Origin of the sequence: Marinimicrobium hydrolyticum, assembly GCF_030848505.1 — a bacterium.
GTDB lineage: Bacteria > Pseudomonadota > Gammaproteobacteria > Pseudomonadales > Cellvibrionaceae > JAVDDU01.
The window spans coordinates 35,864-49,712 of record NZ_JAVDDU010000001.1; the positions used below are offsets into that span (position 1 = coordinate 35,864).

General features: G+C 54.5%; 12 protein-coding genes. 10 read left to right on the forward strand and 2 right to left on the reverse strand.

All coding sequences use genetic code 11. The features are described 5' to 3' along the window. Nucleotides 1-10 precede the first annotated feature (10 nt). The 9 genes from RBH33_RS00165 (at nucleotide 11) to RBH33_RS00205 (ending at nucleotide 11,748) form a co-directional block, all read left to right on the forward strand. Nucleotides 11-961, forward strand: a complete 951-nt coding sequence (locus RBH33_RS00165; RefSeq protein WP_306730092.1) for a D-alanine--D-alanine ligase — start codon at nucleotides 11-13, stop codon at nucleotides 959-961. After that, nucleotides 958-1,770, forward strand: coding sequence for a cell division protein FtsQ/DivIB (locus tag RBH33_RS00170; RefSeq protein WP_306730093.1), 813 nt, complete (start codon nucleotides 958-960; stop codon nucleotides 1,768-1,770). The genes RBH33_RS00165 and RBH33_RS00170 overlap by 4 nt, the downstream gene beginning before the upstream one ends. A gap of 71 nt (nucleotides 1,771-1,841) precedes the next feature. Further along, nucleotides 1,842-3,077, forward strand: coding sequence for a cell division protein FtsA (ftsA, locus tag RBH33_RS00175; protein WP_306730094.1), 1,236 nt, complete (start codon nucleotides 1,842-1,844; stop codon nucleotides 3,075-3,077). 34 nt (nucleotides 3,078-3,111) lie between these two features. Beyond that, nucleotides 3,112-4,278: a cell division protein FtsZ gene (gene ftsZ, locus RBH33_RS00180; protein WP_306730095.1), complete on the forward strand. Its 1,167-nt coding sequence runs from the start codon at nucleotides 3,112-3,114 to the stop codon at nucleotides 4,276-4,278. Between the two features lie 236 nt (nucleotides 4,279-4,514). Then, the gene (gene lpxC / locus RBH33_RS00185; protein ID WP_306730096.1) at nucleotides 4,515-5,426 is read left to right on the forward strand and encodes a UDP-3-O-acyl-N-acetylglucosamine deacetylase; all 912 of its coding nucleotides are present in this window, start codon (nucleotides 4,515-4,517) and stop codon (nucleotides 5,424-5,426) included. 331 nt (nucleotides 5,427-5,757) lie between these two features. Further along, entirely contained in the window at nucleotides 5,758-6,699 is a 942-nt protein-coding gene (locus RBH33_RS00190) for a peptidoglycan DD-metalloendopeptidase family protein (RefSeq protein ID WP_306730097.1), read from the forward strand. A 106-nt stretch (nucleotides 6,700-6,805) separates the two neighbouring features. Further along, the gene (gene secA / locus RBH33_RS00195) at nucleotides 6,806-9,532 is read left to right on the forward strand and encodes a preprotein translocase subunit SecA (protein WP_306730098.1); all 2,727 of its coding nucleotides are present in this window, start codon (nucleotides 6,806-6,808) and stop codon (nucleotides 9,530-9,532) included. A gap of 55 nt (nucleotides 9,533-9,587) precedes the next feature. After that, nucleotides 9,588-10,808: a bifunctional glutamate N-acetyltransferase/amino-acid acetyltransferase ArgJ gene (gene argJ / locus RBH33_RS00200; protein WP_306730099.1), complete on the forward strand. Its 1,221-nt coding sequence runs from the start codon at nucleotides 9,588-9,590 to the stop codon at nucleotides 10,806-10,808. Beyond that, a complete protein-coding gene (locus RBH33_RS00205; RefSeq protein WP_306730100.1) occupies nucleotides 10,789-11,748 on the forward strand; it encodes a Nudix family hydrolase in 960 nt (319 codons plus the stop codon). Before argJ ends, RBH33_RS00205 begins: the two co-directional genes overlap by 20 nt. 19 nt (nucleotides 11,749-11,767) lie before the next feature. On the opposite strand, the gene yacG is transcribed toward RBH33_RS00205, so the two are convergent. Continuing rightward, nucleotides 11,768-11,971 carry a DNA gyrase inhibitor YacG gene (gene yacG / locus RBH33_RS00210; protein WP_306730101.1) on the reverse strand — a complete coding sequence of 68 codons (204 nt, stop codon included), beginning with the start codon at nucleotides 11,969-11,971 and terminating at the stop codon, nucleotides 11,768-11,770. Nucleotides 11,972-12,055: 84 nt separating this feature from the next. Next, nucleotides 12,056-12,994 carry a hypothetical protein gene (locus RBH33_RS00215; RefSeq protein WP_306730102.1) on the reverse strand — a complete coding sequence of 313 codons (939 nt, stop codon included), beginning with the start codon at nucleotides 12,992-12,994 and terminating at the stop codon, nucleotides 12,056-12,058. 234 nt (nucleotides 12,995-13,228) lie between these two features. Here RBH33_RS00215 and RBH33_RS00220 point away from each other — a divergent pair, with 234 nt between their 5' ends. Continuing rightward, nucleotides 13,229-13,762: a DUF3617 domain-containing protein gene (locus tag RBH33_RS00220; protein WP_306730103.1), complete on the forward strand. Its 534-nt coding sequence runs from the start codon at nucleotides 13,229-13,231 to the stop codon at nucleotides 13,760-13,762. Nucleotides 13,763-13,849: the final 87 nt, after the last annotated feature.

A 13,849-nucleotide genomic window follows, 5' to 3' on the forward strand; every position in this document is an offset into this window, starting at 1 on the left:
GAGCAAAACTTTGAGCGAACAGCATTCTACAGCTACCGATTCACTTTCTCAGTCGTTGGGACGGGTTGGCGTGCTCTTTGGTGGCGTCTCCGCCGAGCGGGAGATCTCGCTGCAATCCGGTGCCGCAGTGATGCAGGCATTGAGTGATCTCGGCATCGAGCATGTGGGCATTGATATTGGTGCAACCGCGATTGCGGACATTCAAGCCGCGCAACTGGATCGGGCCTTTGTCGCTTTGCATGGCCCCGGTGGTGAAGACGGTCGTATCCAAGCGGTACTGGAATATCTGCACATCCCCTATACCGGCAGCGATGTACAGTCCTCCGCGCTGGCGATGGACAAGCTGCGCAGCAAGCAATTGTGGAGTGGCGTCGGCTTGCCAACGCCTGAATTCTCGGTGCTGGACAGTCAAAGTGACTTCTCCGCCGTGCTGCAGAGCTTAGGTGGTGAAGCCTTCGTCAAGCCTGCCCACGAAGGCTCCAGTTTGGGAATGGCCCGGGTAGGGAGCGTTGAGGAATTGACTCAAGCTTACGAGGCCGCCGCGAAATTCGATGGCAGCGTACTGGTCGAGCGGCTCGTGACCGGCGCGGAGTACACCGTCGCCATCTTGGGTGACTCAGCACTGCCTCCGATCAAGCTCGAAACGGATCACCGCTTTTACGATTTCGATGCTAAGTACCTTGCGGATGACACACGCTACATCTGTCCGTGTGGGCTTGATGAGAAAAAAGAGCAACAACTAAAAGACTTGGCACTACAGGCATTTTCCAGTCTCGGGTGTCGGGGTTGGGGCCGTGTGGATGTCATGGCTGATCAAGCTGGAGACTTCTATTTGCTGGAAGTGAATACCATCCCCGGCATGACCAGTCACAGCTTAGTGCCCATGGCGGCGCGAGCCGAGGGACTGTCTTTTAGTGCACTGATTCTACGGATTTTGCAGGAGAGTTTACGCCGCTCATGAAGCAGGGTGTAAAGCGCATACCTGGACAACGCGGAGTCTCTCCGCGCGGCGCGACCCAAAAAGCCGGGCCGCGCAAGCTGCCCGAGGGGTTTAAGCGCTGGAGTTTGAGAGCGCTTTGGTGCTCGCTTCTGGTGGCAATGGTGGTACTGGGCTATCGGTTTGGCGCGGAACCCGTGGCACAGGTCTTTGACCGACCTATTGCCAAGGTGCAAGTAGAAGGTGCGTTCCGCTATGCGGATAAAGAAGAACTCGAACAATTGATAGCGGCGGCACTGAACGACAATTTTTTAAAGCTGGACTTGGCCAATGTGCGGGCTGAATTGGAACGGAATCCTTGGGTCGAGCGTGCGGCGGTACAACGGCAGTGGCCGGATACTTTGCGAGTACGCATCTATGAGCAGCATCCCATTGCGCGTTGGGGCAACAAAGGGTTTCTCAACCGAAGAGGGGACATAATTCAAGTCCCGGAACTGGACAAGGTCTCGCACCTGCCCTGGCTGGATGGAGACGATGACGACGCTGTGAAGGTGATGCGTTACTACTTGGAAGTAGGAGAATTGTTGCGGGCACGCGGACTGGCGCTTAGGTCGCTCAAGTGCGACAAGCGTAAATCTTGGGAGATGCGCGTAGGTGATGGAATTAAAGTGACGATCGGGCGCGATGCAATGATGGACAAAGTACAACGATTTCTGACTGTGTACGATCAGACGTTACACGAGCACTGGAAGGAAGTTGCGTCGGTTGATCTTCGCTACCACAGCGGCATCGCCGTGGGTTGGGTGGAAGAGCAGGATTCGAATGAAGGTTGAAAAGGAAGCTAAGCGGGTAAACATGGACACTATATTTAACTTGAGTAGTTCTACAACACGGGGTCTGCGAAATGGCCAATGCTGGTGATAATAAAATGATCGTGGGTCTGGATATAGGCACATCCAAAGTGGTGGCCATAGTCGGTGCTATAACGCCCGAGGGAATCCTCGAAGTGGTGGGTATTGGTTCGCACCGCTCTACTGGGCTGAAAAAAGGCGTAGTGGTCAACATCGAGTCCACCGTGCAGTCGATACAGCGTGCGATTGAAGAAGCTGAGTTGATGGCGGGCTGCCAGATTCATTCGGTATACGCAGGCATTGCCGGTAGCCACATTCGCAGCCTGAACTCCCACGGAATCGTGGCGATAAAAGACCGCGAGGTGTTTGTTCAGGATTTGGATCGGGTCATTGACGCCGCCCAAGCCGTGGCCATCCCCGCGGATCAAAAAATTCTGCATATCTTGCCGCAGGAGTTTTTGATCGACGAACAAGAAGGGGTTAAAGAGCCTTTGGGTATGTCCGGTGTTCGACTGGAAGCCAAAGTGCACTTAGTCACCTGTGCGGTCAACGCTGCGCAAAACATTGAGAAGTGCATCCGCCGCTGTGGCCTGGAAGTGGAAGACATTATTCTTGAGCAGTTGGCCTCCAGTTACGCGGTACTGACCGAAGATGAAAAAGAGCTGGGTGTGTGCGTCGTGGATATAGGTGGTGGCACAACGGATATTGCCATCTTTACCGATGGGGCCATTCGGCACACGGGGGTAATCCCCATCGCGGGCGATCAGGTTACCAACGATATTGCCATGGCTCTGCGAACGCCTACACCCCACGCTGAAGAGATAAAGATCAAATACGCCTGCGCTCTGGCCAAGCTAACCGGCCCGGACGAAACCATTAAGGTTCCCAGTGTGGGTGATCGTCGTCCGCGCGATCTGTCCCGCCAAGCGCTGGCTGAGGTGGTAGAGCCTCGCTATGACGAGCTGTTTACTTTGGTGCAGGCCGAATTGCGCCGCAGCGGGTTTGAAGATCTCGTGGCCGCAGGCATCGTTTTGACCGGCGGCACTTCAAAGATGGAGGGCGTGATCGAGCTGGCTGAAGAGATATTTCATATGCCCGTGCGCTTGGGCGCTCCCCAAAACGTGCGCGGTTTATCAGACATCGTCAACAATCCGATTTATTCCACCGGCGTAGGGCTATTGCTGTACGCCATGAAACAGCAGCAGGAAGGGAGGGTATCCACGCATGTCAAGGAAAACGAAGGCTCCTGGTTCACGCGTCTGAAAAAACTTTTTCAAAACAACTTTTAAATAAATTTTATTTCATTGTAAGAGGGGAAACATCATGTTTGAACTCGTAGACAACATCCCGCAAAACGCCGTTATTAAAGTTATCGGTATCGGTGGTGGTGGCGGCAACGCCGTTAAGCACATGATCGACAGCAAGGTTGAAGGTGTAGAGTTTATCTGCGCCAACACCGATGCGCAGGCGTTGAAAGACGTGGATTCACGCACTGTCCTGCAACTGGGGCACAGCATGACGAAAGGCCTGGGCGCTGGTGCTAATCCGGAAGTTGGCCGCCAGGCGGCAATGGAAGATCGGGAGCGCATTGCGGAAGTGCTGCGTGGTGCCGACATGGTATTCATTGCCGCAGGAATGGGTGGCGGTACCGGTACAGGTGGTGCACCGATTGTCGCCGAAGTCGCACGGGACTTGGGTATCCTTACCGTTGCGGTAGTGACCAAGCCATTCCCCTTTGAAGGCCGTAAGCGCATGGTGGTGGCCGACGCCGGGATTAAGGAATTACAGGAGCGGGTGGATTCTCTGATCACCATTCCCAACGAGAAGCTGCTTTCGGTGCTGGGTAAATCCACCAGCTTATTAGATGCATTCAAAGCGGCCAACAATGTGCTGCTTGGTGCGGTGCAGGGCATTGCGGATCTGATCATCCGTCCGGGTATGATCAACGTCGACTTTGCAGACGTGCGCACCGTTATGTCCGAAATGGGTATGGCGATGATGGGCACCGGTCACGCCACTGGCGAGAACCGCGCCCGTGAAGCTGCCGAGGCGGCCATCCGCAGTCCCTTGTTGGAAGATGTGAACCTGCAAGGCGCGCGCGGCATCCTGGTGAACATTACCGCTGGCATCGATCTGTCCCTGGGGGAATACTCCGAAGTGGGCAACACTATCGAGGAGTTCGCCTCCGGTGATGCGACCGTTGTGGTGGGAACTGTTATCGACCCGGAGATGTCTGACGAGCTGCGAGTAACAGTAGTTGCGACCGGTTTGGGAGTGAGCGCGCGGGAAGAGAAGGCCGCACCCACCAAGGTAGTCGTGGACAACACCCGCCGGAGCAACGGTCAAGTGGATTACAGCGCCTACGATCGTCCTACGGCAATCCGCCAAAAAGCGGCATCTCCCTCCTCCGCTGCAGCAGCAATGCCAGCCACGGATCGGGAGATGGAGTTCCTGGATATTCCGGCATTCTTGCGGCGCCAGGCGGATTAATCTTCCTGGAGTGGAAAGGCAGGTCGCCCGTGAGTTTTGCGGGCGCCGCACTTTCCTAAGGGGAGGAGCGTCACAAAAGAACCAATTTGGTGCAAATAAATGGCACAAAAGTGGTTGTTTTGATCAATTTTTGATAGGATTGGCCGTTTTCTTAACAACAACACCGCCGCGATTGGTCCTCACTTTGCCGTGAGCCCCTCCGCCGCTGAAAAACCAAAGGTAGGCTAAATACAGTAATGATCAGACAGCGCACCCTCAAAAACGCCATCCGGGCCACTGGCGTCGGGCTACACACGGGCCAGAAAGTGTATCTGACCCTTTTGCCTGCGCCGATTGACGCCGGTATCATCTTTCGCCGGGTGGATCTTGATCCTGCCGTGGAAATCGAGGCCAAAGCCGAGAACGTCGGCGATACGACTCTGTCCACCAGCTTGGTTAAAGGGGATGTCAAAGTCTCTACCGTAGAGCATCTTCTATCGGCCATGGCGGGCCTGGGTATCGATAATGCCATTGTCGAGGTCAGCGCTCCAGAAGTGCCCATTATGGACGGCAGTGCCGGTCCCTTTGTGTTTCTGATTCAGTCCGCTGGTATTCAGGAGCAGGCGGCCGCGAAGAAATTTATCCGTATCAAAAAGCCGGTAACCGTGGAAGATGGAGACAAAACCGCCAGCTTTCTGCCATTTGATGGCTTTAAAGTGTCATTCTCCATTGAGTTCGATCACCCGGTGTTCAACGGCCGCACTCTGAGTACCTCAGTGGATTTCTCCAGCACCTCTTTTGTAAAAGAGGTCAGTCGCGCTCGGACCTTCGGTTTCATGCATGAAATCGAATACCTGCGCTCGAAAGGTTTGGCCAAAGGCGGTAGCGTAGATAACGCTATCGTTGTGGATGACTACCGTATTCTCAACGAAGACGGCCTGCGCTACGAAGACGAATTCGTCAAGCATAAGGTACTCGACGCCATTGGTGACCTGTATTTGTTGGGCAATAGCCTGATTGGCGAGTTTAAAGCGCATAAGTCGGGCCACGCCCTGAACAATAAGTCCCTGCGTCAGCTGATCGCTCAGCGCGATGCTTGGGAAGTGGTGACCTTCGACGACGAGAATGCCGCCCCCATTTCTTATATGAAACCGCTCCTGGCGATTTAATTTTCCTGGTTTCTATGCCCCTTTTTAGGGCCGCACTGAGCAGTGCGGCCCTTTTTTCGTTGGCGCATGAGCCCCTATATTGGTAATATTGGCCTTTCTGTGCCATATTTCGGTTGGACGGGACGCCTCGAAAAGCTAAGCATAGGTAAAGTCGAGATGTCATTGAAAACAATAACGTATTGATTTCACTGAAAAAATGACTTTAGCGCCGCATGCTTTAGTGCCAGTTTGAATAACGGCGCCGAAATTAGCTGTATTTAATATAAGAAAAAGCAATAAAATGTAGGTTTGCCCTATGCCTTTCGGCAGCAAAAACAACTAAGATTAATTCATGAAGATCATAATTGTCAGCAAACAGCATGGTCAGACACGGAGCATCACCCTCGGTGGGTGGACTAGAGCTCTATTGTCCGTCTGTTTGCTGGGGATTCCGGTCGCCACAGGCGGGTTATTGGGCTACAACTGGTTGGTAGACCAAAACAGTCAAAACAGTGACGTGTTTACCGCCGAAACCCGCCAAGCTTGGGAAGCCGCCCTGGCCGAGCAACAAGCTCAGGTCAAACAGGTTCGAGAGCAGGCCCAGAGCCAAGTCGCAGCCTTGACCTTGCGTATGGCCGAGCTGCAGGCTCGATTGGTGCGCCTCGACGCTTTGGGCGAACACTTGACCGCCGTAGCCAACCTGGAAGAAGGGGAGTTTGACTTCAGTCAGGCGCCAGCGCTCGGCGGACCAGAAACGGTTCTGTCGGGCGACCCCTACACCCCCCCTGATTTCATCAGCATCATTGATCAACTTTCTCACCAGATTGAAAATCGCGAGCAGCAACTGGCCATGCTTGACGAACTTCTGGTCAAGCGAAAGCTCCAGGAAGACATCTATATCGCTGGTCGGCCCATTAAAAAGGGTTGGATGTCATCGCGCTTTGGTCGGCGCACCGATCCGTTTAGCGGTCGTGTGGCCTACCACAATGGCGTCGACTTTGCGGCCAAAGAGGGCTCCGAAGTTATTGCTGTGGGCGCGGGAGTGGTTACCGCTTCCGCCGACCGTCAAAGCTACGGCTTTTTGGTCGAGATTAACCATGGCGGCGGAATTGTTACCCGCTATGCCCACAACAAGAAAAATCTCGTCAATGTCGGTGACGTGGTCAAAAAAGGCCAAGTTATCGCTTTGGTGGGCTCAACCGGTCGCTCAACCGGCCCCCACGTTCACTTCGAAGTCCACAAAAACGGTCGGGCGGTGGATCCCGCGACATACATTCACCGCGCCAGTCGTTAATTAAATTCCCCTGGCCCGTTTATGCGGGCATCTTCCTGTTCACCCTTTGGCTAGGCCGAAGGGTGTAGTACTCTGTAATCCGCAACTTCTACTAACGGAATAAACCATGATCGGCAAGTTAACCAAAGCAGTGTTCGGTTCTAAAAACGAACGCGAGCTGAAGCGTATGCGCAAGGTCGTCGCCCAGATAAACGCTCTGGAAAGCGAGATGGAAAAGCTCAGCGACGAGCAACTTCGCGCTAAAACTCCTGAATTTCGTCAGCGCCTAAAAGATGGTGTGACGCTGGAACAACTGTTGCCGGAAGCTTTCGCGGCAGTCCGCGAAGCCAGCCGACGCAAGCTGGGACTCCGGCACTTTGATGTGCAGATGATCGGTGGTATGGCCTTGCACGAAGGGCGCATTGCGGAAATGCGCACCGGTGAAGGTAAAACGCTTGTATCCACGCTGCCTTGTTATCTGCATGCCCTGACTGGGGAAGGCGTCCACATCGTCACGGTCAACGATTACTTGGCGAGTCGTGACGCCGCCTGGATGGCGCCCGTGTACGAATGTTTGGGAATGCGGGTCGGGGTAATTCAGTCCATGCAGCCCACAGACGCAAAGCGCGATGCTTATGCGGCCGACATCACCTACGGCACCAACAACGAGTTTGGTTTTGATTACCTGCGGGACAACATGGCGCTCAGTCTTGCCGACAAAGTACAGCGGCCGCTGTACTTTGCGGTAGTGGATGAGGTGGATTCCATTTTGATCGATGAGGCCCGAACTCCACTGGTGATTTCCGGCGCTGTGGAATCCAGTACGGAACTGTACGAGCGTATGCACAAGCTCGTCGCCAAACTGAACCCAGTGACGGAAGAGGACGGCCCAGGTGATTATTCCGTAGACGAAAAATCGCGCCAAGTGGAGATGACCGAAGAGGGGCATCAACACATCGAACAGCTGTTAATGAAGGCCGGGTTGTTACCTGAAAACGAAAGTCTGTACGCAGCGGCAAACCTGAGCTTGCTGCATCACATTAACTCGGCGTTGCGGGCCAAAGCCTTGTTTCATCGCGATGTTGAATACATCGTGCAAGATAACCAAGTGGTGCTGATTGACGAACATACCGGCCGCACCATGGCGGGTCGGCGCTTGTCTGAAGGACTTCACCAGGCGATTGAAGCAAAGGAAGGCTTGCCCATTCAGCGCGAGAGCCAGACCTTGGCTTCAACTACCTTCCAGAACTATTTCCGGCTTTATCCGGTACTGTCGGGTATGACCGGTACCGCGGATACCGAAGCTTTTGAATTTCGTGAAATCTACAAGCTGGATGTGGTGGCGGTTCCCACTAACAAGTCCACTCAGCGTATTGACTTGAATGATCTGGTGTTCATGACCGTGGAAGAGAAGTACGACACGATCATTGAAGACATCAAAAAGTATCAGGAAAAAAATGCTCCTATCCTGGTCGGTACCGCCTCTATTGAAACCTCTGAGGAAATGTCCAAACGTATGAAGGCGGCGGGCCTGAAACACCAAGTGCTCAACGCCAAGTTTCATGAAAAAGAAGCGGAAATTATTGCTCAGGCAGGGCGCCCAGGCGCGGTGACCATCGCAACGAATATGGCCGGTCGGGGTACCGATATTGTACTGGGCGGTAACTGGGAAGCCGAAGTTGCTCAACTGCAAGATCCGACTCCGGAAAAATTCGAAGCCGTTAAGGCGGACTGGCGCAAGCGTCACGAGTTGGTTATCGAAGCGGGTGGTCTACACATTATCGGTACGGAACGACACGAGTCGCGGCGTATCGATAACCAGCTGCGTGGCCGGGCGGGTCGTCAGGGGGACCCGGGTTTAACCCGCTTCTATTTGTCGATGGAAGACAGCTTGATGCGCATTTTCGCCTCAGACCGTATCCGCGGCTTTATGCAGGCCCTGGGGATGGAAAAAGGAGAAGCGATTGAGCATCGCATGGTGAACAATGCCATTGAAAAGGCTCAGCGCAAGGTAGAAGGGCGTAACTTCGATATCCGTAAACAGCTTCTGGAATTCGATGATGTCGCCAACGACCAGCGACAAATCATTTACAATCAACGCAATGATTTGCTGGAGTCTGACTCGATCAGAGACACCGTGACGTCCATTCGTGCCGACGTGGTGGATGGTCTGGTGAGTGAGTTTATTCCACCGCAAAGTCTGGAAGAACAGTGGGATGTAGCTGGCCTGGAAAAACAGCTAGAAACCGATATGGGCCTAAAGTTGCCCCTCTCCAGCTGGTTGGATGAAGACACACACTTGAACGAGGAGCAGCTGCGCGAGCGCATTCTCACGGAAGCTCAAGCCGCCTACGATGCCAAATGTGAGCGCATCGGTGAGATGATGTTTGAAATTGAAAAGCAAGTCATGCTGCAAGTGTTGGATAACGCTTGGAAGGAACAACTGGCCAGTATGGATCATCTCCGCCAGGGTATTAACTTGCGCTCCTATGCCCAGAAAAATCCGAAGCAGGAGTACAAAAAAGAAGCGTTCTTCTTATTCCAGAATATGCTGGAAAAAGTTAAGCGAGAAGTGGTTCAGCTCCTGACTCGAGTAGAGCCAATCACGCGCGAGCAGATGGATGCCATGGAGAAGCGCCGTCGCGAGGAGCGTGAGCGCGAACGGCAAAAAATGCAGTTGAAGCACGAGCAAGTGTCCGCGTTACAAAACCCGGACAGCGCCATGGCTCCAACACCTGAAGCCGGGCCCGGCGCGGCGCCTTTTGTGCGCGAAGGCCGTAAAGTGGGCCGCAATGATCCGTGCCCTTGTGGTTCAGGTAAAAAATACAAGCAGTGTCACGGAAAACTGGACTAAGCGGGTGTCAGCCCGCTTCGTTCCGACTTGAATAACAAGAGGCAGGATCTGAAAAATGGCAGTAGGTGAGTTTCCCTTTCCCGCTATGCCGGCTCTGGCCGGCGTGAAGTTGGCAACCGTGAGTGCGGGTATCAAGCGGGTGGGCCGCAAAGATGTGGTACTGATGGAACTGGCCGAGGGCAGTAGCGCCGCGGGGGTTTTTACTCGCAATGCGTTCTGCGCGGCACCCGTTACCGTATGCAAAGAACACTTGGCGCAAAACGGTATACGTTACCTGCTCACTAACGCAGGCAACGCCAACGCATGCACGGGAGATCAGGGCATGCGTGATGCTATTGCCTGTTGCGTTGCCGTCGGGGAAGAGACCGGTGTCGGTACGGAGACGGTGCTACCGTTTTCTACTGGCGTCATCGGTGAGCCGCTACCCGTGGAAAAAATAAAGGCCGTCATTCCTGAGGCCATCGCGGCGCTCGACGAAAATGGTTGGGAGAGCGCTGCGAAGGGTATTATGACCACTGACACCCGCCCCAAAGGTTTTACCGGCCAGCTGGAGTACGAAGGCAAAACCATTACCGTCAACGGTATTGCCAAAGGCGCCGGTATGATTCGCCCGAATATGGCAACCATGCTCGCTTACATAGCCACTGATGCCAAAGTTGCTCAGCCGGTATTGAAGCAGTTGTGCCGCGAAGCGGCGGACCTGTCGTTTAACCGAATTACCATTGATGGCGATACCTCCACCAACGACTCATGCATCCTAATCGCCAGCGGCCAAGTTGACTTGCCGCCGGTGACCGAGCCTGAAGGCGAACTTTATCAGCAGCTACGGGAGCTCATTATTCAGGCTTTCAAGACGTTGGCCATGAGTGTGGTGAGCGATGGCGAGGGCGCCACCAAGCTCGTTACCCTGAAGGTAAGCGGCGGTAATTCCTCTGATGAATGCCTCAAAGTGGGCTATGCGGTTGCCCACTCCCCCCTAATTAAAACCGCCCTGTTTGCGTCCGATCCCAACTGGGGCCGAATTGTTGCCGCGATTGGCTATGCGGGCATTGAAGACCTGGACGTAGGCCGCGTAATCGTGCATCTCGGAGATACTTTGATAGTGGAGAACGGGGGCCGAGCGGCCAGTTATACCGAAGCTCAAGGCCAGGCGGTGATGCAGCGGGAAGAAATCACCATCGCCATTGATCTCGGTCGCGGTGATTGCTCGGAAACCCTTTGGACCACCGACCTTTCCTATGAGTACGTGCGTATCAATGCCGACTACCGAAGCTAAGGCGGTGGTGCATGTGGCGGTGGGTGTTCTGGAGGACGAGCTTGGGCGGGTGTTAATAGCCCGTCGCCCGGATCACGTGCACCAGGGCGGCCTGTGGGAATTTCCCGGTGGCAAAGTTGATCCGGGTGAAACTCTGGATTTGGCACTACGCCGCGAGCTGTGGGAAGAGCTGGGCATTCAGGTGCAGGCGACTGAGCCCTTGATTCAAATCCGTCATCATTACCCCGATAAGTCGGTGCTGCTAGACGTTCACAAAATCACAAGGTTTGAGGGAGAGCCCCACGGAAACGAGGGGCAACCGGTGCAGTGGGTTAAACCGCACAGGCTTAGGGAGTATCGCTTTCCTGCCGCTAATGTTCCGATTATTTCCGCACTTAACTTGCCCGACCGAATGTTGATAACCGGCGCGGCGGCCACAGCGGATGAGTTTATGCTCAAAGCCGAGCGCGCGCTGGCCAGTGGAATTCGTTTGATTCAATTGCGCTGCCCCGGTGTTTCTGAGACGGAATACGAAGCTTTAGCACGCCCTCTGGCAGCCATGTGTCAGGAGCGTGAGGCCACGCTTATGTGCAATACTCAGGTTGAACATTGGCAACGACTTCGCTTGGGCGGACTGCATCTGAATAGCAGGCAATTGCGTACCTGCACCGCGCGACCCGTTCCAGACTCCGTCCTACTCGGGGCGTCCTGCCACAATCCGCAAGAAATTGAACAAGCCTGTGCTTTGGGCGCAGATTATCTGACGGTTTCTCCCGTCGCGCCGACGGCCACTCACCCGGATGCACCGCCTTTGGGGTGGGATAGGTTTGCCGAATGGGTGGAGCAGGCGCGGGTGCCGGTATACGCGCTGGGAGGAATGACGCCCGCCGAGATTACCCAAGCGCGCCGCTTGGGCGCCCAGGGTATTGCCGGAATTGGTTTTGGGTGGAAAGCGCAGTAAAGGAGTGAGAGAGCGCCCGCTATTGTTCCGGGTCTTCGGTGAAATCGGCGGGAGGGCCTGGAATTTTGTGGTTTTCGCTGGCCCACTCTCCCAGGTCGATCAATTTGCAGCGCTCGCTGCAAAACGGCCGATACGGAAAATCATCGGTCCAGTAAACCACTTTCTGACACGTCGGGCAGCGCAATTCAATGATGGGCTCGTCACTTGGTTTTTTCTCGGTCATTAGCGTGTAGTGTCCGTTGGGCTTGGCGTGGTGTTATAGCATTGGTGCCAGGAGGGTTCAACCGGTACTCACAGGAAGCCTTTTTTATACATTCTGTAGCCACTGCTCGAAATCGCTTTCCTGCCATTGGCTGAGTAGCTGAATTCCGGCTTCCACCACCTGCAGGTAAACATCAATGATATCCGTAGCGACGCTGAACAGTCGGTTGCTGTCGGCGTGAATTTTTTCTCCGGTGAGTACATCAGTCTCCACCATGTTGAGAAGAAACATCAGCTTCAGCTCATAACTTTTCAATTGTCCTAAGGGGCCGAAATGGTTGCCCAGTAGACCGTCCAGGCGTCGCGTTTGGTGGCGCAACTTCTCGTTATTAACGCGTGTGTTCTGGATGACGTAGCGGAGCTTGCCATCGTGATGGCTGTCGCAAAAACCGATGGCCGCCGCATAGCTGGCCAAGGCGCGAATGCGGCCAATTTGCTCAACCACGGACGGGAGCAGGCGCGTGGTGAAATGCAGAAGCTCCAAACGTTGCACGCGGTTGGGTTGTTGGTCAGAGTCCCCTGCTGCGATTGGGGCGTCAACTGACGTGGAAACCGGTTGCTCCAGCCCTCGGGACAGGCCGGTCACCATGGACAGCAGTTGCTCAATCAAATGGCAGTGAAGTTCATAATTATCGATAACACTGTCTTGCTGCCAGTCGTGGCTGATGGTTGCCCAGGCCCCTTGCAGGTTTTCACGCTCCCGGTCGGTTAGCAACTGAGTATCCCTGGCGAACGCCTGCAGAGCCAATAAGCGCCGCTGCAACTGTAACTGCAGGCGATCAAAATCGGCCTTAAAGAGCGTGTTGCCGCCCAGCAAAGCCATGCTCATGCCCCGGTGCCGCTGAGCGGCCTTGATGAGCTGAACCAGTTGTCGGATGAGCTCCAGAGCGTCCCTGCGCTCCCGATACAGCGCACAAAAACGTTCAAATACTCTGGCATCGGTGCTGGAATCTGGTGCAGACGTTGTGTGGTTATGCGCGATCATAGTGCTTCCGAAGTAGAATTTGCTCCAAAGCCTGGACCCTAAGTGACGGGGGCAAAGCTTTCCGGAGGTTGGAGAGGACTCAGCAACACTTGTGCCAGTTGCTCGCTAAGCAGGCAAACTTGGCGCCTCAAAGCCCTGTTTGCGCAGCGGGCGCGAATGGGGCACACTCAAGGATCGCCGCCTTTTTTTGGCGCAGTAATTAACTTCAAGCCACTACTCATCAGGGAAGCCACTATGAAAACGATCAAGTACCTTAGTCTGGGGGTTGGACTTGCGTTTGCATCCGGTCCTTTATTTGCCAACGAATTCCCCAACATTAAACCGGGGCTCTGGGAGCACAAAGTTGAGATGGAAAGTGAAGGTGGAGAGTTGGAGGAGGCCATGGCAGAAGCCAGGCAACAAATGGAACAACAAATGGCCGATATGCCGCCGGCCCAGCGAGAAATGATGGAACAAATGATGGAAGAGCAGGGCATGAGCTTCGATTTAAGTGATCAACGCTTTGAAAGCTGTGTGACAGAAGAGCAAGCTCAAGCCGGTGAATTCGACATTGCCGACGAAGACTGTGATCAGAACATCATCACCCAGAGTGACGAACGCATTGAAATGGAGTTTGCCTGCCCAGACGGTGAACGCGGGCGCGGTGAAATGGTGATGCACAGTGATGAGCACTACACCGGAGACTTCCAGCTGGAAACGGATATGGAGGGTAAGCCAGTGACGCTAAATCTCCGTCAGGAAGGACGCTGGCTACAGGAGGACTGCTGAGGCGTGCGGTGACGTTCGCGGTGCAGACTGCCCCCATGGTTGGCGCGTCCCGCTCTTTTAACCCGGCAACGACGCTTGCCGGGTTAA